Source organism: Thermodesulfovibrio sp. Kuro-1 (assembly GCF_006538445.1).
GTDB lineage: Bacteria > Nitrospirota > Thermodesulfovibrionia > Thermodesulfovibrionales > Thermodesulfovibrionaceae > Thermodesulfovibrio > Thermodesulfovibrio yellowstonii.
Genome location: NZ_BJKS01000002.1, coordinates 14,566 through 38,737, shown reverse-complemented (window position 1 = coordinate 38,737; position 24,172 = coordinate 14,566). Strand labels below are relative to the sequence as shown.

The window sequence follows — 24,172 nt, the reverse complement described above, 5'->3', positions numbered from 1 at the left end:
TCAAGCTACCTCAATAAGGAACAATGGTTCTCCATATTCAACAGGCTGTCCATTTTCAACAAGTATTTTTTTAACAATTCCTGATACATCGCTTTCAATCTCATTCATTATCTTCATTGCCTCTATTATACATAGAACCTGTCCTTTTTCAACTCTTGTTCCAACTTCCACAAAAGGTGCAGCCTCTGGAGATGATGCTCTATAAAATGTACCAACCAGAGGTGATGTAACAGTGTGAAGTAGTTCCTCTTGTTCTTGAATTTCTACAACATGAGAAGGTTTAACGGTTTCTTCCGAGGGTTTTACTGTCTTTGTTATTTCTATAGGACCATAAATATAACCTCTTTTAATTCTAATTTTGAAACCTTCTCTTTCAATATTTAATTCTGTTACATCAGTATCCTTGAGAAAAGATATGATTTCTTTTATCTCTTTAATTTCCATTCTTTACTCCTTTACTTTTTCAATATACTCCCCGGTTCTTGTGTCAATTTTTAATAAATCCCCAGTTTGAATATGAAAAGGAACTTTTACTGTAAGACCTGTTTCAAGCTTAGCTGGTTTTGTGCCTCCTGATGCTGTATCACCTTTAAAAGCAGGCTCTGTTTCAGCAACTCTTAATTCAACAAACATGGGAGGTTCAATAACAAGGGGCTCACCTTTATAGTAAATCACATCAACAATCATTTCGTCTTTTATATAGTATATGGCATCTCCTATTCTTTCTTTTGGAATAGAAATCTGTTCATAGCTCTCCATGTCCATAAAAACATAAGAGTCTCCCTGAGAATAAAGATACTGCATCTGTTTTTCTTCTAATTCAGGTTTTTCAAATTTTTCTCCAGCAGGGAAGTTTTCCTCAAGAACTCGTCCTGTTTTAAGATGCTTAATTTTAGTTCTTACAATAGGAGCTCTCTGCTGCATTTTTACATGCTGAAAATCAATTATTTCATATGGTTCTCCTTTGTATTCAATCTTTAATCCTTTTTTAAATTCTGATGTTGAAATCATTTTTCACTCCTCCTATAAAATTTCTAAATCCTTTGACAGAGTTGTTAAAACTTCCACTGAATTTTCTTTTACAGCTACCATATCTTCTATCCTCACTCCTCCAAAACCTTCAATATAAATTCCTGGTTCTATCGTAAAAATCATGCCAGGCTTGATAGTTTCTTCAGATTGAGCACTTATTTTTGGCAATTCATGAACATCAAGCCCAACTCCGTGTCCTGTTGCATGACCAAAGTTTTCGCCATAACCAGATTGTTTTATCAAATTTCTTGCTACTGCGTCAATTCCTTTAGCCTCAATGTCAACTCTACATGTTTCAATTGCTTGAAGATTTGCATTATTGACTATTTCGTAAATTTCCTTCTGTTTTTCTGAAGCCTCTCCTATTATAAATGTCCTTGTCATATCACAAAAATAACCGTTGTATTCAGCACCCCAGTCAATTATAACAAAATCTCCTCTTTTAAGTATTCTATTAGAATGTCTCCAGTGGGGCATTGAAGAATTCTCTCCTGATGCTACAATTACAGGAAAGGGTAAACTATCGCTGTGTTCTTTTATTGTATTTTCTACCATTTTTGCTATAGTTTTTTCAGTAATTCCTTCTTTAATAATATGTTTATTTTGCAAAAAAGCATTTTCTGCTATTTTGATTGCTTCTTTTATATTGTTTATTTCTTCGTCTTCCTTAACTGCTCTAATATTTTCAATAACATAATGCTCAGGAACAAGCTCAAGTTTTGTATTATCCCTGAGCTTTAAAAAAGTCTCATAGGTGCATGTAACTTCAAAAGAAAGTTTTTTTATATGCATCTCCTCAATTAATTTTTTTAATGTATCAATCCATGAGTCTTTAAAACATATAATTTCTCCTGTAGCTTCCTTTTTAGCCTGCTCACTATAACGAAAATCAACAAAAATATAGCATCCTGTCCATGTTAAAAGAGCAATAGCAAAAGTGCCTTTAAAACCTGTAAGATATCTAATATTTTTGAGATTTGTTACTAAAAAAGCTTCAGAATATGAACTTATTTTATCAAAAACCTTTTTAACCCTGTTTTCATATTTATTTGCCAAGTTTTATCTCCCTGATTTTAGAAAGAATAATACTGGCTATCTCTTCTTTTGACATTAGCGGAGTTTTTTCTTCAAAAAATTTATTTCCTTTTCTGTAAATTATTAATACTTCATTAGTGTCAGATTCCATGCCTCTGTCTTTTTGCATAATATCATTAAGGATAATCATGTCAAGTGATTTTTCCCTCAACTTTATTTTTGCCCTTTCTGTATTAAGCCCTGCTTCAGCAGCAAAGCCTACAGTAAATGGTTTTTTTTTAAGCTTTGAAACTTCTATGAGTATATCAGGACAAAGTTTAAGTGGGATTGATTTTATTGATTTTTTTTCAATTTTTGTTTTAAAAATTTTTTTGGGTTCAAAATCAAGAGGAGCTGCTGCCATCAAAAGAGTGGTAGCTTTATTTATGTTTCCCATAACTTGATTGAGCATTTCAGACGTTGTTTCAACTCTGATAAATCTGTCAACTTCAGGTGGTTCAATAGTTGATGGTCCACTTATAAGCGTTACATAGGCACCTTTTCTTTTTGCAATTTTTGCCAGAGCATAACCCATTTTCCCTGAAGATTTATTTGTTATGAATCTTATAGTGTCAATATATTGTCTTGTTGGTCCTGCTGTGATAATTATATGTTCTTTTTCTAAATCTTTTTCAGTTATGGCAGAAACTACACTCTCAAAAATCTTATTTATTGATGCAAGTCTTCCAGCACCTTCCTCTCCGCAAGCAAGTAAACCTTCTTCAGGTCCTACAAATTTTACTCCAAGATTTTTCAAATATTCAATACTTTTCTGAACCTGAGGAGATTGATACATTCTCCAGTTCATTGCAGGAGCAATGATTACATGTCCTTTGAATGCAAGTAGAGTTGTTGTAAGAAGGTCATCTGCAATGCCTGAAGCGTACTTATTAATCAGATTTGCAGTAGCTGGCGCAACTAAAAAAATATCTGCTTTTTTTGCAAGCTCAATATGAGAAAGAGGCTCTTCAAACATGTCAATCAAAACTTTATTGCCACATGATATCTCAATACTGAGAGGTGTAACAAAATAGGTTGCCTTTTCGGTCATAACAGGAAAAATGTCGGCTTCTGCATCTTTTAAAAGTTTAATAAGTTCATATATTTTGTATGCAGCAATACTTCCTGTTATACCGAGGATAATTTTTTTATTTTTTAAAAAATTCCCCACTGTTCACAATTAAATTTTTTATTCCTGTTCATTAGAAGAATTACTTTCACCTTCTGTAAACAGGTCCTCAAGCATTTTTTCAGCTGATTCTTTTCCGTGTAAATAAACTTTAAGGTCTTTTTCAAGTTCACTGAGATCAGGAATTGCTTTTCTTTTATCTTCAAGAAGTTTTTTAACATCAATCTGATCAATCTTTTCTTTAGCTTTCACTGCCTCTTCGCCTGTAATATAATCTATTTTATTTGACAAAATCTCAAGCAGGGCTGTTGTTGTAACTTTTTTACCCTTTTTGTCTATTTTTGCTGTTGCCCCAAGAGAAAGTTCAGCTGCCCTCTGAGCTGCAATAAGTGCCAGCCGATATCTTGATTCAATTTTTGTTCTGTCCAGTTCTATTGGTAGAGAAATAATATCAAGACTTTGTTCTTTTTTCTTCATCTTATTTTCCTCCTTATTTTTTGAAAATTTCATCTATTTTATTGTGTTCTATTCTTTTTGTTTTCAATCTTTCTGCATAAATTATACAGAGTAAGTCATTTAAAGCCCTTTCAATACTATCATTTGTCACGACATAGTCATAAAATTTATATTGAGAAATTTCTTGAGATGCTTTGCTCAATCTTTTGTCTATTATATCTTTATCCTCATTTCTTAGTAAAAGTCTTTTTTCTAACTCCTTTAGAGAAGGTGGAAGAATAAAAATTAAAACACTATCAGGATAAAGCTTTCTTATATTTTTTGCTCCCTGTGTATCAATGTCAAGCAATATATCATATCCGTTTTTGATTAAATCAAATATAACTTTTTTTGAAGTTCCATAAAAATTTCCATAAACCTCTGCCCATTCAATAAACTCGTCATTGACTATCATTTTTTCAAAGTTTTTTTTATCTACAAAAAAATAATCAACTCCATTCTTCTCATAAGGTCTCGGTTGCCTTGTTGTATGGGAAATACTCATTTTTAAATCTGGTAATATTTTAAGTAATCTCTCACACAATGTTGTTTTCCCAGTTCCTGAAGGAGCAGATATAACGAAAATAATTCCCTTTTTATAAATCTCCATCTTCTACTCTGTTTATTTCATTTATTCTCTGCAAAATAGTTTCAACTTGAAGGGCGCTTAATATTATATGGTCACTATCAGTAATTATAATTGAACGAGTTTTTCTCCCTTCAGTTGCGTCAATGAGTTTTCCTCTTTTCCTTGCTTCATCTTTCATCCTTTTCATGGGAGATGAGCCAGGATTAACCACTGCAATAATTCTTGATAAAGATACTATATTACCAAATCCTATATTTACAAGCATGACTATTGAATATTCTGGATTTGTTCTTTCAGTCTTTCAGTTTGTGTTTTTATATCAATAGCAAGGGTTTTTACTTGAAAATCTTCAGTTTTTGCCATTACTGTATTGATTTCTCTATTTATTTCCTGAAGTAAAAAATCCAATTTTTTCCCAACCATTCCACCCTCTAAAATATTTTCTCTAAATTGAGTAATATGACTGCGAAGTCTGTCAACTTCTTCTTTTATATCTATTTTCTGAGCATATAAGATAATTTGTTCTAACACTCTCTTTTCATCCAGATTATTTTCCGCTATTATTTCTTTTACCCTGTTTTTTAAGGAATTAATATAGGTATTATAACTTACATCCACCATATTTTCTAAATCTTTAATCTTATTCTCAAGATTGTTGGTAATTTCTATCAGAGATTGTTTTATTATCTCACCCTCTCTTTTTCTCATTTCATGAAGTGATTCAAGAGCTTCTGATACAGCAAGCATTAGGGTATTTATATCAGGTTCCTCTTCTTCATATATAAAAAGTTCTTTAAAATTTGAAAACATTGAAATATCAATTGAACCAAGAATGCTCAACTCTTTTTTTAAATCAATAAATGCTGAGTATAGCTGCTTTGCAAGGTTTTTATTGAGGTAAACCTTTCCTGTTTTTTCTTTCTGATTAATTGATACAATAACATCTATTTTACCTCTATAAAATTTTTGTTTTATGAGATTTCTTATTTCAATTTCATGGCTTGCGAGTATTTGAGGCAGTTTTAAATTTATTTCAAGAAATCTATGATTTAGAGATTTTGCCTCAACTCTGAATATTCCTTTTTCAGAAAATCCATAACCTGTAAGACTTTCTATCAAACCAGTTCTCCTTTTAGCTTAATAATTTTGTGTTTTGATGTTTTCCCCTTTATTATTTCAATCCTTGATTTAGGAATATTTAATATTTCAGAAAGCATCTCAATAAGCTCTTTATTAGCCAGTCCATCATGAGGTTGAGCTGCAAGTCTTAATTTTAGAGTATTTCCTTCAATCCCTTCTATTCCAGCAATTTTTGTTCCAGTCTTTACAAGCACTTTTAATAGGTAACCATCTTTATCTTTTGATAAAGGAATTTCCATTTCTTGTTAACCAAAAATTATAGTATAAATTACCAATAGTCAAACTTACAACTGCTAAAATAATCCCACCTAAAACATCAGTAAAATAGTGATATCTGCAATAAATTGTAGAGACTATTAAAAATAAGACAGGAATAAGGCTCAACCAAAAAAGCTTTCTTGAATATTTTAACATTAAAAAAAGAACTACTAACGATATCCCAACATGTCCACTTGGAAAGGCATCTCTCTTTATTCCTTCAAGAGAATTTAAAAAATCTTTAATTCTGTCAGCCAGAAACAATCCACTAATATCATTATGAAACATGTGTGGGATACTATATCTTGGACCAAGAGCAGGAAATATCATATAGCCAATATAGGAAAGATAATAACAAAAAAGCACAATAAACAACGCTCTATAGAATTCCTTTTTATTTCCGTTTTTAATTAAATAAACTCCTATTAGAAAAGGAAGAATATAATACACGCAATATGAAATCTGCATTAATTCAGTAAAAAAAGGGTTTGCAATTCTTTCAAAATAAACATAAGGATAAAAGCCTAAAATTGAGTAATCAAGCTTAAGTAGAATTTCATCAATATCTCTTGGATTTATATAAGGAGTAAGCTCGCCTACTGTGTCAAAGGCGATTAACACAGAAAAAACAGGAAGGCAAATATTTTTTATAAAAGATAAAAGAGCATTGTCTGGAATTTTAAAAAGAAAAATTTGGAATAAAACTATGGAAGCATAAAGTGTGAAAAAGTTGAAAAAGGGCAGTCTATTTGAAAAAATAAGTAATAAAAGGCACATACCAGTAAAAAATATAATATTTAACTGAAATGCTGGTTGTAGTTTTAAAAATTTTTTTACCATTATAGTTTTGATATTGCCCTTAGTATTGCTTTTTGTTTTTTTGAAAGAGTTACTCCTTTTGATTGTTCCAAATAGTATTCCTCGCCATTAAGAATATCAGAAAATATTTCAGAGTTAACTACCACGCAGTTTTCTTTCCAGCCTGTTTTTTCTATATCTCTGTCAGAAGTTATTACAATCCATGAATATTTTTCTGTTTTTAAAAGTCTTTTTATTACATCGTCAGCTTTTTCATTAGCTCCTGAATAAATTATTCTTATTCCACCCTGATATTCTATTGTTTCCCTACCATATCCTTCTTTATATCCATCAAAAACAACAGTAATATCATGTCCTTTTTTATTGTGATAGTTTATGAGTGTTTGAATAAGTTGTTGTCTGGCTTTTTTTAAATCGCGATGTAAAATCCCAATGAGATTATATCCGTCAATTAAAAGTTTGCTCATTTTTCTATTTTAAATTTTACAACTATATTTTTTGAAGCTGTTTAATTATCAACTGACATTCTAAGGAGTCTCAATGACCCCGAAGAATCTCTGCCCGAGGGCTCTCCTCTTTCTTTATCATTCCGAACACCCTCAATGGGTGTGAGGAACCTCTGTCCTGTTTACCCTTGCAAAAAAAAGCGGAGGAGATTTCTTACAGACCTATCACTTTGTTCGGAACTACGCTTCTTTTCGGCGAGGCATGACACTCTTTTTCTGTCACCCCGAGCGAAAGCGAGGGGTCTACTCTTTTAGACGGAGATTCCTCGCTTCGCTCGAAATGATAAAAGAGGAACGTTCCTTGGAATGACAAGAAAAAGGCGGAATGACAGATAGAATGAGCGAAATGGCAGATAGAAGACTTAGGATGACAGTTAGAGGTGCGGAATGCAAAGTGAACAAGCTTTTGAACAGGCTCTATTCCATATAAGCCCATATATTATATGGTGTAAGTCTCATAAAGTCTTTGAATTCAAGTGTTGATAAAAAGGAGATAGTTTTTTCATCATCAAAGGACTCTATCAATAAATGAACTTCTTCAAATTCCTTAAAAATATTTTTACCTTTGCTTAAAATTTTTTCCTCAGCACCTTCAACATCAATTTTTATTACCAAAATATCAAAAAAATTTGTAAACTCTCTTAAAAGGCTTTCTAAAGTCTGGGTTTTAACTGATATTTCTTTCCCTAAATCTTCAGTAACAAAAGTTTGCCCAGGCACTTTATCATTATGGAAGATTGAAATAGTTACTCCATCTTTGTCCCACAAAGCAATATTGTAGGTTTTAATTATATGGTTTAATTTATTAATCTGAATGTTTTTAAGTAATATTTCATAATTAAACAGACTTGCTTCAACTGACAGCACTAATAAATCATAATTTAAGAATTTCTTTGCAACTTCAATGGAATAACATCCTATATTTGCTCCAATATCAACAAATAGAACTTTTTTTCTTTTTTTAAAAAATTTTTTAAATCTCTTAAAAAGTTCTTTTCTATCAAGATATTCGTATGCAGGTGAAACAGTAATAGCATCGGTAGTTTTTGGTCTAATATAGAATATGCCGTATTTTGTAATGATAACATTGTCATTAAAAGGATAAATTAGCATATATGATTTTTTAAAAATTTTGATAAATGAGTATAAAAGTTCATAAACATAAAATTTCAATTTTGGAGTTTTAATTTGAAAAGGTAGAATAAAAATTTTATAAAAAAGATAGCTAAAATAAAACTTCCAGCTATTGTATCTCATATTGTCTATTTCCCAAATTTTAGTTTCCAGACCATTAAAGCTGCTTCGCGGACGATTCTTTTATTCATTTTTGATGAGCCGCTGTTTCGTTCATAAAAAATTATTGGTATTTCAGTAATTTTGAAATCCATTTTGTATACTCTGTAAACCATTTCTATCTGAAAGGCGTAACCATTTGACTTTATATTGTCAAGGTTTAAGGCTTCAATTACCTTTCTACTGTAACAGCGGTAACCGCTTGTTACATCAGTAAGAAAACTGAGCCCGAGTATTGTTGTTGCATACTTATTTGCAAATTTTGAAAGAAGAAGTCTCCTGAAATCCCATCCAACTACACTTATTGTCCCATGAGTGTATCTTGAACCAATGACAAGAGCATAATCTTCTTTGCATTTCTCAATAAATTTTGGAATATCAGCAGGATCATGAGATAAATCAGCGTCCATCTCAAATATATATTGATAATCTTTCTTTAAAGCCCATTTAAAACCAGTAACATAAGCTGTTCCGAGTCCGAGTTTTGCAGGTCTTTCAATAAGATTTATTCTTGTTGATTTATTCATCCATTTTTTTATTAAATTAGCTGTCCCATCCTCTGATGCATCATCTATGAAAAGCATATCAATGTTTTGTTCAAGAAGTTTGGGAATTAATTTGTCTATATTTTCTGCCTCATTGTATGTAGGCAGTATCACAAGAGTATCAATCATAATAAACTCTCCAGAGCATTTTTTACGGTTGATACATCAATATCTTTAAGGCATTTAAAATCTAATCCTGAATGGCATTTAAGAGGCTCTGGAGAATAGTAAAAACATGGCGAACAGGAAAGTTCAATACGAACAACTCTGTGTTTTACCTTCCAAGGTCTAACCCATGCAGGATTTGTTGGTCCAAAAATGGCAACAGTTGGAATTCCTAAAGCAGAAGCAATATGCATTAGCCCTGAATCATTTGAAATAAATGCATTCAGATGAGTAATTATTGATGCAACCTCACGAATAGGTTTATTTTGAATGATAATTACGTTACTATATTTTGCATTATTAAAAATAAATTCATTTTCCTGTTTTTCTTCCTCTGTGCCAAAGATGAAAAAATCAATATCTGGTAGACTATTTATAAGTTCTAAAAATTTTTCTTCTGACCATCTTCTCTGTTTATGTCCTTTAAATCTACTTGTTCCTGTATGAATACCAATCTTAACTGCTTTTTTAGATAAAGCCTTAACCAGTTGCTCTCCTTGTTTAATTTCTTTTTCATCAAGATAAATCCTCATTTCTGGGGATTTATCTGTTTTTATCCCCAGAAACTCAAGTAGCCTCAAATTTTCTTCAACATTATGAAGTGTCATATCTTCTTTTAATGTTTGATTTTTTAGAAAATTAAGTTCCATAAAATCTCTTTTAAAATATCTGTGTCCTATTCTGTATTTTGCTCCTGTAAGAAGACTCAAAATATTATACTGTTTTCTGTTTGAAGGATAAAAATTTATTGAGCAATCAAATTTTTCTAAAGAAAAAATAAATTTTAATGATTTTAAAATTCCTCGTTCAAAAAATGGGAAATAAATGAGTTCATCAATATAGGGATTGTTTTTAAGAACTTCATAGGTACCTTTGAACATACATATATTTACAATTCTGCAATCAAGGTTTTTTTTCAGAACCTCAATTGCTGGAGTTGTCATCAGAGTATCACCAATTCCATATAAAGGTAAAGTAAGGATTTTCATGGCTTACGCAATATAAAGTCCTATAATCCATAAGCTGAAAAACAGGACAAAACTCACAAATCCGATTAGCAGATATTTTTTATTTAGTGGAGTATTAAATCCTTTGATTATAATCCAAAAAACAGAGCCGATCCATGTAAGAAGAGAAAAAATAGAAATTATACTCCAGAGCACAGATGGTGAACTGTCATATTTTAAAATTTCCATATGATGATTATAAAGCCTTTGATAATCTTTTTCTGAAAAATTATTATACTTCCATTGAATCATCTGTTTTGTTTTAATTTCCGCAATTAAAGGTTCAATGTTTTTAATCTCGTCTTTATAAGGCTGATAAAAACTTCTTATCTGATAAAGAGCACTTCTTAGGGTTTCATAACAGTAAAGCTTTTGTTCTGTATCTTTAAATTTTTCACATCTTTCAAGAATTCCCTGTATAGCTTCTTTATTGTAAGGACTTAGAGGTATATAGGATAGCAAAGCTCTTTCATAATATCTAACTGCTTTAATAGAGTTATCAGTTTTTTTTGCTTCAGAAATAAAATTTTTCTGTGTTATAAAAGCTTTTGCGCAGAATAAAAAAATTATAACAAAAAATATTATGCTAATTTTTTTCATTCTCTTTTCCAGATAGATAAAATTTATTCATTTTGTTGTATTTTTTAATAGCATTATAAATATAAAGATACTTTTCATTTTCACTGCTGATTTTTGCATTTATATTAAATGGTGCTGTAAAATCTCCATAGCTTATTTTCTGTTCAAAGGTTATCTCGTTACCAGAAGATGTCTCATATGCTTTTGCCATGTTAACATATCCCATCGTAGAAAAATTACATAGCAAAAGAGTAAAAACATCATCTGTTCCGTGACTAAGGCAGTCTTCATAGTTAACAAAAGGCTCAATTTTTTTCATTCTTTCCCTGAAAAATTCATCAAAATCTCTTTTATCAAATGATTTTCCCATATAAATAAAAGTGTAAAAATAAGGATAACTATCAACAACTCTGTAAAGAGGATGTTTTTCTGATAAAGCAATAATTGAATAATATCTTTTTTTTCTGGTTAAATCTATCAAATCACCGCCAAAAAACTCAGGGAAAAGCTCGCTGTAAAGTTTATAAGGTTTGCATCCTTGAAGTGCCCATAGCATTGTTTTATAATCATCAAGAGCTATATGACATATATCTTCTCTGTATCTACCGACAAGCTTTAAATACCATGCCTGAAAGGCATGATTATCCCCATAGGTCATATAAATTGATGCAACAGGTAAAGAAGAAAAAATTTCCTTTGTATATGAATAGGGAACATAGTTTTTATGCTGATACTGATCAGTAAGCCTATCAAAAATCATTAGTAAAGGGAACAAAATAGCAATAATAGGTATAATCTTTTTAATTAAATGGAGATTTAATCTCTCAAACATACTGTAAATGAAATATATTCCTGAACCTATTACTATACAGTAAATAGCAAATGAGGGAAGAAAGTATTGATGCCCTATCACGTATATATTATGTATGTCAAGGTTTTGTAAGGAAAATGTTAGCTTTGCAAGAAAAATTGAATAGATGAAGAAAGATATCAAAGTAAACCAAAAAAGTTTTTTTGATTTTTTAAAAAGCCATATCAGTCCAAGAACAAAAAAAGGGATAGAAAATAAAGTGAAGTTTTTTTCAATAAGATAAAAATAGTTTTTGAAAGCATAGAAATATCCATAAAAATTAATAAAGCCTGATGTTGTCAAATCAACTGATGAACCACTCCCATAGCTTTTTCTTAAAAAAACCGCCAAGAAAGAACTCCAGTCAGTTACAGCTATCATATTGAAAAGTGTTTCTTTAATACCTCTTATGTAAAGATAGAGATTTATTGAAAAACCCAGAAGAAAAAATAGAAAACTCAATGGCAAATTTTTAAAAAAATTCTTAAAATAAAAAAGACTGAGAACAAAAAGAGGTACAATCATCATAAAACCTGTATGATGTGCTGAAAGTGTAATTCCAAGAATAAATGAAGCAAGAAATTGAACTTTTCTATCATATCCGTTTAAAGCTGTATTTACTCCGCAAAGAAATAAAAGCATGACAAGAAAGGAATTTAAAGTATAAAATTTTGCTACAATGCTTTGCCCAAAAAATGAATAAGAAAAGGCAAGTAGAATAACAGAAGTAATCGCAGCAAAATGGGCTTCACGATTCTGTTCAGAAAGCTTAAAAACAATAAAATATACAAGAAAAAGTGTAAGAATTGAAAAAAAAACTGAAATTAGCTCCACTCTGTTTCCAATATTTCCAATTGGTAAAAAACTGAATAACTTACCAAGTTGAACATAAAGTGGATAGCCTGAGGGATGAGGAGTTCCAAGTCCATATGAGGCTGTTATCAATTCTCCTCCATCACCTGTTGAAAGAACTGGTGGAAGAGAGAAAATATAAACAGAAACAATTAAAGATAGTGTAATGAAAAGAAAAAGTTTTTTAAAATCCATTATGTTGTTTTTATGTATGAATTTTATTTATTAGGATTAAAAGAGGGCAGGTTTTGCCTGCCCCTTTTAAAATTATTTAACCTCGCATTTGAATCCGCCAACATCAATGCGGCATATTGCTGTATAAGAAGTTACTCCAGCTAAAGAACCTATGACTGTACCTGTAGTAATTGAGCCTGTAGAATCACATGTAATACTATCATTACCAGTTAATACAACTGTACCACCAGGAGTTGAGATAGAGATATTGGCTTGTGAGCAATTTTTAAGACTTGCAACGGGAATTGGGTAACCACTCCCTGATGTATCAGGATTTTCAACGCAGTATGCAGTTGCATCCATCATACATGCTCTTGCCATGGGTTCTGCATAAGAGGAAACCTTTGCTTTTTGTTGATACTTCATGTACTGAGGAATTGCGATTGATGCTAAAATTGCAATAATTGCGATAACAATAAGAAGCTCAATAAGTGTAAATCCTTTTTCGTCTCTTAAGAATAATTTTTTCATTTTTACATCCTCCTTCCTGTGAACTTCTGGCTTCCAAAGGAAGCCTTTTAAGATTTATTTACTTCTCACCTCCTTTGCTCTTTCCCATGTCATTCCGAGGAGCACCTCTTTCTTCATTCCGAACGGAGCGAAGCGGAGTGAGGAATCTCCTCCTTTTTTCTATAACAGAAAAGGTCAGAGATTCCTCGCACCCATTGAGGGTGCTCGGAATGACAGAAAAACAGAGCCCTCGGCTTCACTCTTTCGGTCAGAGATTCTGAGGGGTCATTGAAACCCCTCAGAATGACATTTTAAATAGATAATCTCATAAAAATATAAATAATTTACTAAAATATAAATAAAAATCCAATTAAATGTTGTGAAAATTATGTGAATTTTACTACTGCGATAAAATTATCTCCTTTTGCTCTGCATTTAAGTTTAAGTCCTTGCTTTTTTGCAAGGGCTTCTGTAATTTTCAATCCTACTCCAGAACCCTTTTGTTCCTGTGCAATGTTGTTTCTGATTGCAAGTAAATTTTTTGATAGTCTTATATGAATTTTCCCATTAGAATATTTAATGGCATTTTCCAGCAGTGAAAAAATAATATTCTCAATAATCTGTCGGTTTGCGGAGATATAAGTATCTTGCAGGTGCAATATTAATCTTGTATTACTTATATCAAATATTGAAATATTTTTCTCTATTATTGTCTTCAAATTAATTTTTTCCTTATTAAGTGAAAACTCTTTGAAGCGGCTTATGGTTTCCAGAATTTTGTAAAAATCTTTCTGAATATAGTTATAGCTTGTTTCTAATCTTTGAAGAGCTCTTTCGTCATGTCGGATTTTCAAAATTTCTATATTACCCTGTTGAGTAGCAAGAAAATTACCAAACTTATGAGAAATAGTTAAAAGAATTAATTCTAAAAAATCTCTATAATCTCTCTCTTGTCTAAGCATCCTGTCAATGATTTTATAAAGAATTAACATTAAACTTAAAACAAGTAAAAATTCACGTAATAAAACATCTTTTATATATTCCTGAAATTTTTTCTCTATAAATTCTTTTCTTTTCAATTCCTTTTTATCAAATGTCTGAAAAATATAATCCTCTTTGGCACTATCAAAAAAGTTTATTACTACTGTATTCAAATAAAAGAGGATTACTCCCATAATTAATGAAAAAACAATAATTATCTTAATCTGAAACTTCAACTCAGTTTATATCCCCTTCCTGGATAAGTTATTATACTGTCTGATGGTAACACTTTTCTCAATTCTTTAATATATGCTCTCACAATTTCATCTCCCACATCCTTGTCAGGCCATATGTAGTTTAAAATTGTTTCTGTATCAACAATTTCACCTCTTTTCTTTAAAAGAAGAATAAAAACTTCCCATGCTTTTTTTGATAATTTTATCTCATTATTTCCTTTATGAATTGTTTTAGCATCAAGATTTATAATAAGCTCTCCCAAGTTAATGATGTTTCCGATATGTTTCCTTCTGCTTAAAGCCTTAAGCCTGAGGACAAACTCTTTGAATTCAAAAGGCTTTGTAAGATAATCATCAGCACCTCTTAAAAAACATGTTTCTTTATCATCTATGCTTTTTTTGGCAGTAGTAACCAGAATTGGGGTTTCAATGCCTGCTTTTCTTAATGCAGCAATTATTTCTTCGCCAGATGTAAATTTAAGTATCAGGTCTATAACTATTACATCAAACTCGTATTTTTTGATTGTTTTAGGAAGTTGTCTTTCATCATAAAGCCATACTGTTTCTATAGCTTCTATTTTGAGATAGTCTTTGAGTGTTTCTCCCAAAATTCTATCATCTTCTATAAGAAGAATCCGCATTACTCATACTTTAAAATTCTTGGAGTTACAAAAATCATAACTTCATAAAGAGTTTCATCTCTGCCACGACTTTTAAACAGTTCACCAAGCAAAGGAACATCTCCAAGTCCTGGAACCTTAGATTCTGTCATGCTGTCAGTCTTTTTATATATGCCTCCTATAACAAGAGTTTCACCATCTTTTAAAGAAACCTTTGTATTTCCTTCTATTTTTGTGGTTCTCGGAGCATAAACTCCACCTATATTTACAAATTCCACAAGGTCTTCTTTGATGACACTTACATCAAGAAGCATTGATTTATCATCAATAAGATGAGGCGTTGCCTCAACTGTTATTGCAACATCTTTAAACTTGGTTGATATTTGTCCGCTTTGAACATCTTTTTCTCCGTAAGGGATACTTGCTCCCTGAACTATTTTTGCTTTCTGATTATCAAGAGTAATAACTTTTGGATTTGATATAACTTTACCCTTTCCTGATTGTTGAAGTGCTGAAATCCTTAAATCAAGAGCAATTGTTTGACTTGGATTAAGATATCCGATTGTAAATGCAGTTGTTGGCGAAGTTACATTTCCTGTTGAAGCAGGTAGATTTATTGCTAATGGTGCAGTTCCTCCTGGAACACTGCTTGCTGAACTACCTGCTGCTGCTCCTACAGAGCCAACTATCGTTGTTCTTGTACCCGGAGGATACCACTGAATACCCCATTCAAACCCAAGACTTTTTGAAAAGCTGCTTGACATTTCTATAATTCTTGCTTCAAGAAGTATCTGCCTTGTTGGTTTATCAAGGTCTGATACAAGCCTTGCAATATGTCCTAAAACAGAAGGAATATCTCTAATGATTACTGTTCTTGTTCTTTCATCAGTTGATATTGTTCCTTTTGGGGATAGAATTTTTGCTGCTTCTATTGTCCCTTTTACCTTATCAACAGAAGCATACTTTAAAACAAATATGCGAATTTGTTCATCTTCTGCTTTTTTGAAAAGGTCTTTTGTCTCTGCTTCAAGCTTTTTTTCTTCCTGAAAAATTTTAACAGGAGCAATTCTTATTATATTTCCTTCAAATGTTTTTTCAAGTTGAAAGGTTTTACATATGACATCAACTGCCTGTTGCCAGGGAACATTTATTAGCTTTAATGTTACCTTACCTTTTACATCAGGATGGATGACAATATTGTATCCACCTATGTCTCCAAGAAGTCTGAAAACTCCTACAATATCAGCATCTTGAAGGTCAAGTGAAATAGTTTTTTCTTCATTACCAGCCTTTGGCATAGAGGTTTCTATGGATTTGCTTTCTTGTGATTCAACTATTTTGGTTTCTTTAACTTTCTTCATATCAAGAATTATTTCATCTCCGAGATAAACAGGCTCAACATCAAATTCTTTTCCATAAAAGAAGCTCAATATGAGTTCGTCTCCCTGCCTTTTTATAGAAACAGGAATGTCTTCTGATGGTTCTGTATCCAGATTTATACCCTGAAAACCAACATTAATGTAACCATCAATCTTAGTTATAGAAGGCTCTGGAAGTTCGCCATCTCCCTGAATTGATATCTCAAAACCTTCCTCTGTTTCATCAACTGTTATTTCAATAATCTTTTTTGCTTTCATCTGTTGAGATATTGAATCAGACGGAGAACTAAAAGAAATAATCAAAATATTGTTTTCCATTTTTAGTTCAGGCTTAACAGGTTCAACTAAAAGCATATCTACAATAGTGTTATCTCCATAAGATTGAGCTGAGATCTCACTTATAATTCCTTCTCTGAAAAACATTTTTTTATTTAAAATTCCAGGATTTGTGTTTTTAAACTCTATTTTTATCTTAAAGGGGTCTTCCTGAGAAATCACTTTAAATTCTGTTTTTTCTGTAAGTTGTATTTTTATAATATCTCCTTCAGGAATTATCGCTTTAATTTTGTTTTGTATAAAATCACATGCAGAGCATTCCTCCTCAGTATTTCTTTTAATGTCATCAGCTATTAAATTTGATGCAAAAAAAAGTATAAAAATTAAGATAAAAACAATTTTATTTATCATTTCTCTTCCTCCGCTCTAAGCTTTAAATATTTAAGCTTTCTATTATCTTCTTTAATTTCAACACCATCTTTTAGAATCCTGATTACTTTACCTCCACTAAACCCTATTCTATCATTTTCTCTTACGATATAGAACCTTCCATCAGGTGCCTGAATAAGTGCTAAGCTACCTTTTTTATCCTTTGCAACTCCTGTGAGCTTAAGTTCTTCTATGTCATAACTTTCAAGAGGAGAAGCCCCTTTTTTCCGCTCCTCTCTTTTTACGATTAATGGTGCAAAGGGATCTCTTAATTTTTGAGCATCATAGGAATATGTAGGGAATGTAATTTCTTGTAAATTTGTTTGGATTGATTGTTTTTTTACAGATTGTTGGACTATTTCTTCATGTTTTAAGGTGTTATTAAACAGATAAATTACTAACAGTAAAACTATGAATAATGTAAATATTCCGATAAATAAAATCTTTTTTCTATTCATCATTTTTTCTTCTGTTGTATTTTCTTCTTTTCTTCTTCTGGTATCAATGAGTATGTTACAGCAATCAAGTTCATATTAAGCATTGTTGGGTCTTTATCACCTTTTTTAATTTCCATCTTTTTTATGTTGATTATTCTTTCTATTTTTGTAATATCAGCGAAAAATGTTCCAAATGTATGATACTTACCACGCATTAACACTTCTACAGGAATTTCATAAACTTCATTTGATGAATGTGGCTTTTTATCTTTTGGTTTCCATGAAGTTACAACTAATCCTTTTTGAAGTCCTATCTCAGACACTTTCTTTAATACATCAGAAACTTCTGTTTCCTTAGGAAGAAGATTTGCAAGAAACTCCATCTTTTTCTGAAGTTGTTCATTTAAAGCTTTCAATTCTTCATACTTGTTAACTACCATATTTGCTTTTTCTATCTCTTCTTTTAAACTATTTTTTTCTTTTTTTAATTTATCAATAGTTTCCAGATTTGGCAATAAATAAACAGAACTGAAAAGAATAAAAAGAACAAGACATGGAATCACCGTTAAAAGAATTCTGTTAGTTTTTGAAAGGTTTTCCCAGTTCATTTTTATACCTTTAGCTTAAATTTTATAATAAATTTATATACCGCCTGTTTTTCAAACTCAGTTTGCTGAGATTCTACAAGATAGACATCCTGTAACTCTGGTGTTGCTTTAAGATTGTCAACAAAGGCAACTACATTTAAGTTTGAAAATCCTATGCCTTCAACTGTAACTGCCTCATCAAACTGTAATCCTGTAAGCCATACTCCATCAGGAAGTTTTTTTACAATAGTGCTGAGAATACTAACAGGTGCTGATTGCATTTTTTTCAAACTTTCAATTAATTTTGTTTTTGCTTCTATATCTTTATTCATTGCTTCAAATTTTTTAACCTCGGCAATTTTTTTCTGTAGCCCTGAAAGCACTTTTTTCTGACTTTCTATATCTTTTTGATATTCTGATTTTATATACTCACAATAAGCCAAAATAACCATCAGAATCACCAATGTTATTCCTGCGGGAATTATAAACTTTTTAACAACTTCCCAAGATAGTGTGATTTGGAATTTTTTACCTGTTTTTTTTACCTCTTTTTTGGGTAAAAGATTTATTTTAATCACTTTATCTTCTCCGTTCCTCTCAGAGATAAACCTATTGATATAGAGGCAATGTTTACATATTTATGCATTTTGGATGAGATTTTTTTATTAATCTTGATTTTTTTGAAAGGATTAAATATAAAAATTTCCTGCTCCAGCCTTTCCTCAATTGATGAAATAAAAAAAGGAGAAATTACAGGAAATCCTGTAAGATATATCTTTTTTACAGATTCTTCGGACATAAAAGCCTTGAAATACTCAATCTGTCTATAAATTTCTGCAGAAACTTCATCTGCGAAGTTTCTTATTTCTTCATCGTGAGCCTCATTTATATTAATATTTAAAGCAATAGTGCTATCTCTAATATAAATAGGCTTATTTTTCTTTGCGATAGCAAAGTTAATAACATTTTCTCCTATGTTAATAACTGCAACAGTATCAACATCGCTATAATTTACCTCGTATATATTATAAAGAGCTAAAGCTCCAATATCTATAGCTACCAGTGTAATGCCTGCCTTTTCAAAAATATTGACATATTCATCCACTACTTGTTTGTTAGCCACTGCTACAAGCAGTTCTGCTGAATTTCTATTTTTGGATTGTTCAAGTATATGAAAATCATAATATACTTCTTTCACACTAAAAGGAATGTATTTATCAAGTTCTAAAGGAAGATTTAAAGCAATTTCATCTTTATTTATGTAAGGAACTTGAAGTATTTTTACAGCTGTATATGTAGGTCCTGAAATTGCTAATGCTACTTTGGGATTCTTTATATTAAACTTAGGAGGTATTTTTAAAAGAGTCTTTATAAGAGTATCGCTATCAACAATCCCTTCTGAACCGAATACGCCATTTGGAAGTTCAAATATCTCCCATTGAACAAGCTCATACTTCTTGCCTACTTGAGCTACTCTGATAGAAGAAGGCTCTATCTCTATTCCAAGAACCATTTTATGTTTTGTAGCAAAAAATTAATCTTTTGTCAATAGTTTATTCAAAGTTTTTTTCATAATTTCAATAGGAGCTTCAACTTCAGTCCAAATTTTAAAGGCAAATGCAGCCTGCCACAGAAGCATTCCAATACCTCCAACAACCTTACATCCGATTTGTTCCGCTTCTCTCATCAAAGGTGTTTCAGGATAAACAATGTCACAATAAACATGCTCAGGTTTTATTAATTCAGGATTTAAAGGCATAGGGTCATCCTTTTTTAAACCAAGTGATGTGGCATTTACTATAACATCTATTTTTTCAGTAACTGATTTATCCATTTCCACAATTTCAATAAAACCAAATTTTTTAAACTTTTCTTTTATTGCCAATGCTTTAGGTGGCGTTCTATTGTAAATATAAACTTTTCCACCTTCTTTTAAAATCCCGTAAACTATCGCTTTTGCAGCTCCACCTGCTCCCAAAATTAAAAAATTCTTATTTTTAATTGATATTCCTTCATCTTTAAGGGATAAAATAAACCCGTTTACATCTGTATTAAATCCTTTTAATATTCCTTCATTATTTAAAATTGTATTAACTGCACCGATATTTTTAGCTTCATCTGAGACTTCATCAATGTATTGGATTACTGTCTCTTTGTGAGGAACTGTAATATTAACACCCCTTATATTCAGAGCTCTTATAGCCTCTGTAGCTTCTTTTAGTTTATCTTTCTTCACATTAAAGGCTACATAACAATAATCAAGTCCAAGATAGGAAAAAGCTTCATTATGTATTAGAGGAGAAAGTGTATGTTCTATAGGATCACCGAATATTCCTATTATTTTTGTTTTTCCTGTAATCACGGAATTTATTCTATCAGATAAATCAATTTAATCTCAATTTGTTATAAAGTAAATAATTTACATTGCCTTGATACTGATAAAATGCTATATCTTTTTGTCTTGAAAGGATAGGGGTTCACTTTTGGGGAGCCATTTTTGCCCATCTCAAGTTGCCCTATTTTTCTGAGGAATTCCTCTTTTGCTTTTTCCAAACTTATTCTTTATTGCTGTTTTTTTACATTAAAAACTTCAGTTAATGCTTCAAAAAATTGTTTTTTCCAATAAATAACTTGATTGGGATGAACACAGTGTTCTGAGGCAATTTTAAAAATTGTTTTTTACCCACAAATTACATGGCGATTACTATACTTGATTTGAATTCTCTGTCAAGTTTCCTTTCTTAGTGATTTCATTTTTTTCTCCTTCTGAGTTAGGTTATATTCTACTAGAATAAGAGGCAACTAAACTTAACTCATTGTTTAAATTTTGAGATATATTATAACTTTTAATTTATTTTCTCTATGAGTAGTTTTTGCACTGCTTGATATACTGTTTCCACATCTATATTTTCTACACTTTCGTCTGCTGTAATGACAATATTTTTTGTATTCCAAGGGTACCAACAATATGACTTTGCTTTAGTCATTAAAGCCACCACAGGTTTTTTTAAAGCAGATGCAATATGAAGTGAACCTGTATCTAATGTAACTACTATATCTGATATAGAAATTGCTGCAATTAAAGCATTTAATTTTGGGGTATAATAACCTTTAACTTTTCCATCAAAATATTGTATTATTGATTCAGCAAATTCATCATCTCCTGGAAACATGGGATGCTTTGAAGAACCAGGAGCCCATAAAATTAAAATATTATAAATATTCTGAGTTAATAATTTTTCAATAAGTTTTATAAATTTTTCTTTTGTCCATCTATTTTTTTTAATTCTTGCACTTATGGAAATTGCAATAAAAGGTTTATTAATATCCTTAAAATTATTGATTTTGAAAAATTCAAATTTCTTCTGTTCCATTTTGTCAGGATATATTATAAGATCTCCTGGCATTTCAGTTATATTTAAAGGCTTAAGTAAATTAAACGTTTTAATGACTTCATGAATATTTTGAGAATATTGAATTATTGGGTGAGTATATAATGAAATTTTTTTATTTTGAGGGCAATATCCTATTTTAACCCGTGCCCCTGTAAAAAATGTTAATCTTTCAATATGTTCGGAATAAGAACCACAAGCAATTGCAACGTCATAATTTTCTTTTCTTATTTTTGAGAGAACTTTAAGATTATTACACCAAACAGAAAACTTGTTTTTCTCAGGAACATGTTTAGCTTTTTCATAAATATATATCTCATCAATATCTGGATTGTTTCTAATCGCCTCTGCATTATAAGAATTAACAAGGATTCCAATTTTTGCCTGAGGATAAGCCTGCCTTACTGCATGTATTGCAGGAGTCGTGCATACAAGGTCTCCAATATTGTCCCGACGGATGAAAAGAATTTTTGAGATCATTTTTTATTAGCCATCTCTGTTTCTTTAGGAATTCTATGCATAACGGCCATGCCAATCCCAAGTAGCATCATAAAAAGCAGTTTTGTATCATCTCCATCAAAACTTCCAAAAAAATTATTAACCCAATATCCTACCATCATAGTCATTAAAGAGACAGAGAAATATTTTACCAACGAATCCTTAGAATTTAACCAATATTTAAAACAAACTATAAAAAATGTTGTTATCATCCATAGAAAAACTGCTAAGCCCTGAATTCCTAATTCAAAGGCAACGCCTATAAAAGTATTATGTGTTTGTGGATAGATAAAATGTTTATTATCCTCATTTCTTACAGTTTTACCAAACAGAAACCTTCCATATCCATGAGGATAAAAGGGATTTTCAGATATTTTATCAATTGCTGTTTTCCACATTGCAAGTCTTTGTCTCATTGAGGACGGATTTTGTCCTGCTATTTCTTCTGGTGACATTTTTAAATATTCACTTATAGAAGGAATTTTTTCAGTATGCATCTCACGAAACATTTTCTTTTCTAAGTATACTAAACTTCCAATAGACAAGAAGATTAACAATAAGATACTAATGAATATCTTTTTTTCTTTAATTAGTAGCAAGGAAACAAAAAAAATCTGTAGCCCTAAAGCAATCATTCCAGCTCTCACGAATGTAATATGGAATGCCAAAAGATTGATAATCAAAGTTAATCCTAATAAAATTCTCTCTCTTTTATCCTTAAAATAAATCAATCCCCAAAAAATAAAGGGAATTACCATAGTATGATACAAAGCTGCCACTTCGCCACCACCAGGGTCTCTGAGGCCTCCTGCTTTGTATTTAGGATAAAACCATGTGCCATCATGTCTATAAAAATCATAAAGAGAGTAAAGGCTGAATAAAATGCTTCCAAAAAATAGAACTTTTATCAAAGTAAGAGCATTCTCATCTCTCTTAATCGCAAAATAAACTAAATAAAACAACAAAATCGGAATAATCAACTCGCTTCTTATCTCTTTTATAGTCTCTTTTTGGTTAACTGAAGTTAGAATCGAAATTACTGCCACAATAAAAAAAGCTATAAATGGTATTTCAAAGGAGGTCTTAATAAATTTAAAATTTTTCTCAAAATAAAATCTTAGAATTAAGAGAAAGAGAGGAGAATATAAAGCAATAGACCGAATAGTAGCCGTATGCGCGATGGGAAGTATGAAAATAAGAATAGATAGAAAAAAACTTATCAAAATATTGATGTGTTTTATATAAATTTGGGATTTAGAGTTAATAATTTTGTGACCTCCTCAACTATATCCTCTAATTTTATCATCTCAATACATGCACGATTGTTTATCTTACAATTATAAGGAACTCTGAAAATGTGAGAGCATGGAACGCATGGTAATTCTTTTTTTTGGATTATCAAAGCATTTTTCCCTAAAGGTCTCTGATCTTCCATATTAGAAGGTCCTGCTATGTTAATTAAAGGAATATTTAAAGCATCAGCCATGTATGTTATTCCTGTATCTACACCAATAAACAATGACAGTTTTTCGATAAGTGCCGGAAGTTCTTTAAGATTAAAAAGTCCAGTAGTATTGATAATTTTGTCTTTATGATTTGAGGAAGATTTGATTATTTCAGCATTATTTCTATCTTGAGAATTTCCTATTAGAACAATATGAATATCGAAATTTTCTAATAACTTATTAACTAAATCGATTATCTTATCAACCCCTAACTCTTTCAGTTTATTACCACTACTTACCGCGATGCCTATCAGAGGTTTATCTGTTTCGCTCAAGATCTTCTTAACTTTCATTTCTGCTTCTTCAGATTTATAAACTTCTTTGTTTAATTCATATTTATCGATCCCTATGAATTTCAGCATTTTCATGTAAGTTTCAATAACAAGCTGTCCTAAAATGTGAGGTTCAACATAAGTAAAGAGCTTTGAAGCTAATTTAAATGTAAAACCAGAAAAATTTGGCATTACTGATAATCTTATCTGGACTAATCCCCAAAACAGAGAAATAGCATATAAAACACTTGGATTAAGAGCAATTCCGATATCATATTTACCATTATAAATTAGTCTTGAAAGTTTAATCTTACCCAAGAATCCTTTATAATCTTGAGGTTTTATAACTATAATCTCATCTACATGTGGATTTAATTCCAACAATTCTTTCGTAGTCGGTGTTACAATAACGGATAATTTAACATTAGGAAAAGTTTTTTTTATTTCTCTAAAAATGGGCGTTGAACAAATTAAATCACCGATCTTTGCCGTTTGTATAACTAAAATTTTAGAGATTATCTCTTTTCTTTTCAAAGTAATCAG

At 30.9% G+C, this 24,172-nt stretch carries 28 protein-coding genes; all 28 read right to left on the bottom strand.

Annotated elements, in window-relative coordinates:
* The 28 genes from accB to FLY87_RS02265 all read right to left on the bottom strand — a co-directional run bounded on the left by accB (nucleotide 1) and on the right by FLY87_RS02265 (nucleotide 24,163).
* The gene (gene accB, locus FLY87_RS02400) at nucleotides 1-444 is read right to left on the bottom strand and encodes an acetyl-CoA carboxylase biotin carboxyl carrier protein (protein ID WP_012545496.1); all 444 of its coding nucleotides are present in this window, start codon (nucleotides 442-444) and stop codon (nucleotides 1-3) included.
* A 3-nt stretch (nucleotides 445-447) separates the two neighbouring features.
* The gene (gene efp, locus FLY87_RS02395; protein WP_012545338.1) at nucleotides 448-1,011 is read right to left on the bottom strand and encodes an elongation factor P; all 564 of its coding nucleotides are present in this window, start codon (nucleotides 1,009-1,011) and stop codon (nucleotides 448-450) included.
* A 12-nt stretch (nucleotides 1,012-1,023) separates the two neighbouring features.
* A complete protein-coding gene (locus FLY87_RS02390) occupies nucleotides 1,024-2,088 on the bottom strand; it encodes a Xaa-Pro peptidase family protein (protein ID WP_012546421.1) in 1,065 nt (354 codons plus the stop codon).
* Nucleotides 2,078-3,277, bottom strand: coding sequence for a bifunctional phosphopantothenoylcysteine decarboxylase/phosphopantothenate--cysteine ligase CoaBC (coaBC, locus tag FLY87_RS02385; protein ID WP_012544995.1), 1,200 nt, complete (start codon nucleotides 3,275-3,277; stop codon nucleotides 2,078-2,080). Before coaBC ends, FLY87_RS02390 begins: the two co-directional genes overlap by 11 nt.
* A gap of 18 nt (nucleotides 3,278-3,295) precedes the next feature.
* Nucleotides 3,296-3,712: a DNA-directed RNA polymerase subunit omega gene (rpoZ, locus tag FLY87_RS02380; RefSeq protein WP_012545675.1), complete on the bottom strand. Its 417-nt coding sequence runs from the start codon at nucleotides 3,710-3,712 to the stop codon at nucleotides 3,296-3,298.
* Between the two features lie 13 nt (nucleotides 3,713-3,725).
* Nucleotides 3,726-4,340: a guanylate kinase gene (gene gmk / locus FLY87_RS02375; RefSeq protein WP_141266226.1), complete on the bottom strand. Its 615-nt coding sequence runs from the start codon at nucleotides 4,338-4,340 to the stop codon at nucleotides 3,726-3,728.
* Nucleotides 4,327-4,590: a DUF370 domain-containing protein gene (locus FLY87_RS02370; RefSeq protein WP_164924889.1), complete on the bottom strand. Its 264-nt coding sequence runs from the start codon at nucleotides 4,588-4,590 to the stop codon at nucleotides 4,327-4,329. The genes gmk and FLY87_RS02370 overlap by 14 nt, the downstream gene beginning before the upstream one ends.
* Nucleotides 4,587-5,438, bottom strand: a complete 852-nt coding sequence (locus FLY87_RS02365; protein WP_028842021.1) for a YicC/YloC family endoribonuclease — start codon at nucleotides 5,436-5,438, stop codon at nucleotides 4,587-4,589. Before FLY87_RS02365 ends, FLY87_RS02370 begins: the two co-directional genes overlap by 4 nt.
* A complete protein-coding gene (locus FLY87_RS02360) occupies nucleotides 5,435-5,698 on the bottom strand; it encodes a DUF167 domain-containing protein (protein WP_141266225.1) in 264 nt (87 codons plus the stop codon). Before FLY87_RS02360 ends, FLY87_RS02365 begins: the two co-directional genes overlap by 4 nt.
* The gene (locus tag FLY87_RS02355) at nucleotides 5,673-6,557 is read right to left on the bottom strand and encodes a phosphatase PAP2 family protein (RefSeq protein WP_141266224.1); all 885 of its coding nucleotides are present in this window, start codon (nucleotides 6,555-6,557) and stop codon (nucleotides 5,673-5,675) included. The genes FLY87_RS02360 and FLY87_RS02355 overlap by 26 nt, the downstream gene beginning before the upstream one ends.
* Nucleotides 6,557-7,003 carry an NYN domain-containing protein gene (locus FLY87_RS02350; protein ID WP_012544998.1) on the bottom strand — a complete coding sequence of 149 codons (447 nt, stop codon included), beginning with the start codon at nucleotides 7,001-7,003 and terminating at the stop codon, nucleotides 6,557-6,559. Before FLY87_RS02350 ends, FLY87_RS02355 begins: the two co-directional genes overlap by 1 nt.
* A gap of 456 nt (nucleotides 7,004-7,459) precedes the next feature.
* Complete coding sequence (locus FLY87_RS02345; RefSeq protein WP_141266223.1) at nucleotides 7,460-8,299, bottom strand: FkbM family methyltransferase; 840 nt, start codon at nucleotides 8,297-8,299, stop codon at nucleotides 7,460-7,462.
* Nucleotides 8,300-8,304: 5 nt separating this feature from the next.
* The gene (locus tag FLY87_RS02340; protein WP_164924890.1) at nucleotides 8,305-9,006 is read right to left on the bottom strand and encodes a polyprenol monophosphomannose synthase; all 702 of its coding nucleotides are present in this window, start codon (nucleotides 9,004-9,006) and stop codon (nucleotides 8,305-8,307) included.
* Complete coding sequence (locus FLY87_RS02335) at nucleotides 9,006-10,034, bottom strand: glycosyltransferase family 9 protein (protein ID WP_141266222.1); 1,029 nt, start codon at nucleotides 10,032-10,034, stop codon at nucleotides 9,006-9,008. Before FLY87_RS02335 ends, FLY87_RS02340 begins: the two co-directional genes overlap by 1 nt.
* Before the next feature lie 3 nt (nucleotides 10,035-10,037).
* Nucleotides 10,038-10,652 carry a hypothetical protein gene (locus FLY87_RS02330; protein WP_141266221.1) on the bottom strand — a complete coding sequence of 205 codons (615 nt, stop codon included), beginning with the start codon at nucleotides 10,650-10,652 and terminating at the stop codon, nucleotides 10,038-10,040.
* Nucleotides 10,639-12,528 (bottom strand): DUF2723 domain-containing protein, encoded by a 1,890-nt coding sequence (locus tag FLY87_RS02325; protein WP_141266220.1) that lies wholly within the window; start codon nucleotides 12,526-12,528, stop codon nucleotides 10,639-10,641. Before FLY87_RS02325 ends, FLY87_RS02330 begins: the two co-directional genes overlap by 14 nt.
* A 72-nt stretch (nucleotides 12,529-12,600) precedes the next feature.
* Nucleotides 12,601-13,038 (bottom strand): prepilin-type N-terminal cleavage/methylation domain-containing protein, encoded by a 438-nt coding sequence (locus FLY87_RS10360; protein ID WP_141266219.1) that lies wholly within the window; start codon nucleotides 13,036-13,038, stop codon nucleotides 12,601-12,603.
* Between the two features lie 365 nt (nucleotides 13,039-13,403).
* On the bottom strand, nucleotides 13,404-14,234 hold the full coding sequence (locus tag FLY87_RS02315; RefSeq protein ID WP_141266218.1) for a HAMP domain-containing sensor histidine kinase: 831 nt from the start codon (nucleotides 14,232-14,234) through the stop codon (nucleotides 13,404-13,406).
* The gene (locus FLY87_RS02310) at nucleotides 14,231-14,875 is read right to left on the bottom strand and encodes a response regulator transcription factor (RefSeq protein ID WP_141266217.1); all 645 of its coding nucleotides are present in this window, start codon (nucleotides 14,873-14,875) and stop codon (nucleotides 14,231-14,233) included. Before FLY87_RS02310 ends, FLY87_RS02315 begins: the two co-directional genes overlap by 4 nt.
* On the bottom strand, nucleotides 14,875-16,920 hold the full coding sequence (pilQ, locus tag FLY87_RS02305; RefSeq protein ID WP_141266216.1) for a type IV pilus secretin PilQ: 2,046 nt from the start codon (nucleotides 16,918-16,920) through the stop codon (nucleotides 14,875-14,877). Before pilQ ends, FLY87_RS02310 begins: the two co-directional genes overlap by 1 nt.
* On the bottom strand, nucleotides 16,917-17,396 hold the full coding sequence (locus FLY87_RS02300; RefSeq protein ID WP_028842013.1) for a pilus assembly protein PilP: 480 nt from the start codon (nucleotides 17,394-17,396) through the stop codon (nucleotides 16,917-16,919). The genes pilQ and FLY87_RS02300 overlap by 4 nt, the downstream gene beginning before the upstream one ends.
* Nucleotides 17,396-17,983, bottom strand: coding sequence for a type 4a pilus biogenesis protein PilO (locus FLY87_RS02295; protein WP_028842012.1), 588 nt, complete (start codon nucleotides 17,981-17,983; stop codon nucleotides 17,396-17,398). The genes FLY87_RS02300 and FLY87_RS02295 overlap by 1 nt, the downstream gene beginning before the upstream one ends.
* Before the next feature lie 2 nt (nucleotides 17,984-17,985).
* Nucleotides 17,986-18,540, bottom strand: a complete 555-nt coding sequence (locus tag FLY87_RS02290) for a PilN domain-containing protein (RefSeq protein ID WP_028842011.1) — start codon at nucleotides 18,538-18,540, stop codon at nucleotides 17,986-17,988.
* Nucleotides 18,537-19,475, bottom strand: coding sequence for a type IV pilus biogenesis protein PilM (gene pilM, locus FLY87_RS02285; protein WP_028842010.1), 939 nt, complete (start codon nucleotides 19,473-19,475; stop codon nucleotides 18,537-18,539). The genes FLY87_RS02290 and pilM overlap by 4 nt, the downstream gene beginning before the upstream one ends.
* A gap of 21 nt (nucleotides 19,476-19,496) precedes the next feature.
* Nucleotides 19,497-20,324 (bottom strand): shikimate dehydrogenase, encoded by an 828-nt coding sequence (gene aroE / locus FLY87_RS02280; protein WP_141266215.1) that lies wholly within the window; start codon nucleotides 20,322-20,324, stop codon nucleotides 19,497-19,499.
* Between the two features lie 484 nt (nucleotides 20,325-20,808).
* Complete coding sequence (locus FLY87_RS02275) at nucleotides 20,809-21,834, bottom strand: glycosyltransferase family 9 protein (protein ID WP_141266214.1); 1,026 nt, start codon at nucleotides 21,832-21,834, stop codon at nucleotides 20,809-20,811.
* Nucleotides 21,831-22,898 (bottom strand): O-antigen ligase, encoded by a 1,068-nt coding sequence (locus FLY87_RS02270; protein WP_181405964.1) that lies wholly within the window; start codon nucleotides 22,896-22,898, stop codon nucleotides 21,831-21,833. Before FLY87_RS02270 ends, FLY87_RS02275 begins: the two co-directional genes overlap by 4 nt.
* Nucleotides 22,899-23,089: 191 nt before the next feature.
* Nucleotides 23,090-24,163: a glycosyltransferase family 9 protein gene (locus FLY87_RS02265; RefSeq protein WP_181405963.1), complete on the bottom strand. Its 1,074-nt coding sequence runs from the start codon at nucleotides 24,161-24,163 to the stop codon at nucleotides 23,090-23,092.
* Nucleotides 24,164-24,172: the final 9 nt, after the last annotated feature.

Excerpts from the sequence above, each read along its gene's own strand:
- FLY87_RS02355 (WP_141266224.1), bottom strand. The coding sequence starts at position 6,557 with ATGGTAAAAAAATTTTTAAAACTACAACCAGCATTTCAGTTAAATATT.
- FLY87_RS02360 (WP_141266225.1), bottom strand. The coding sequence starts at position 5,698 with ATGGAAATTCCTTTATCAAAAGATAAAGATGGTTACCTATTAAAAGTG.
- FLY87_RS02275 (WP_141266214.1), bottom strand. The coding sequence starts at position 21,834 with ATGATCTCAAAAATTCTTTTCATCCGTCGGGACAATATTGGAGACCTT.
- FLY87_RS10360 (WP_141266219.1), bottom strand. The coding sequence starts at position 13,038 with ATGAAAAAATTATTCTTAAGAGACGAAAAAGGATTTACACTTATTGAG.
- FLY87_RS02325 (WP_141266220.1), bottom strand. The coding sequence starts at position 12,528 with ATGGATTTTAAAAAACTTTTTCTTTTCATTACACTATCTTTAATTGTT.
- FLY87_RS02295 (WP_028842012.1), bottom strand. The coding sequence starts at position 17,983 with ATGAACTGGGAAAACCTTTCAAAAACTAACAGAATTCTTTTAACGGTG.
- rpoZ (WP_012545675.1), bottom strand. The coding sequence starts at position 3,712 with ATGAAGAAAAAAGAACAAAGTCTTGATATTATTTCTCTACCAATAGAA.
- pilM (WP_028842010.1), bottom strand. The coding sequence starts at position 19,475 with ATGGTTCTTGGAATAGAGATAGAGCCTTCTTCTATCAGAGTAGCTCAA.
- FLY87_RS02300 (WP_028842013.1), bottom strand. The coding sequence starts at position 17,396 with ATGAATAGAAAAAAGATTTTATTTATCGGAATATTTACATTATTCATA.
- gmk (WP_141266226.1), bottom strand. The coding sequence starts at position 4,340 with ATGGAGATTTATAAAAAGGGAATTATTTTCGTTATATCTGCTCCTTCA.
- accB (WP_012545496.1), bottom strand. The coding sequence starts at position 444 with ATGGAAATTAAAGAGATAAAAGAAATCATATCTTTTCTCAAGGATACT.
- FLY87_RS02335 (WP_141266222.1), bottom strand. The coding sequence starts at position 10,034 with ATGAAAATCCTTACTTTACCTTTATATGGAATTGGTGATACTCTGATG.
- pilQ (WP_141266216.1), bottom strand. The coding sequence starts at position 16,920 with ATGATAAATAAAATTGTTTTTATCTTAATTTTTATACTTTTTTTTGCA.
- FLY87_RS02330 (WP_141266221.1), bottom strand. The coding sequence starts at position 10,652 with ATGAAAAAAATTAGCATAATATTTTTTGTTATAATTTTTTTATTCTGC.
- FLY87_RS02310 (WP_141266217.1), bottom strand. The coding sequence starts at position 14,875 with ATGCGGATTCTTCTTATAGAAGATGATAGAATTTTGGGAGAAACACTC.
- FLY87_RS02350 (WP_012544998.1), bottom strand. The coding sequence starts at position 7,003 with ATGAGCAAACTTTTAATTGACGGATATAATCTCATTGGGATTTTACAT.
- FLY87_RS02345 (WP_141266223.1), bottom strand. The coding sequence starts at position 8,299 with ATGAGATACAATAGCTGGAAGTTTTATTTTAGCTATCTTTTTTATAAA.
- efp (WP_012545338.1), bottom strand. The coding sequence starts at position 1,011 with ATGATTTCAACATCAGAATTTAAAAAAGGATTAAAGATTGAATACAAA.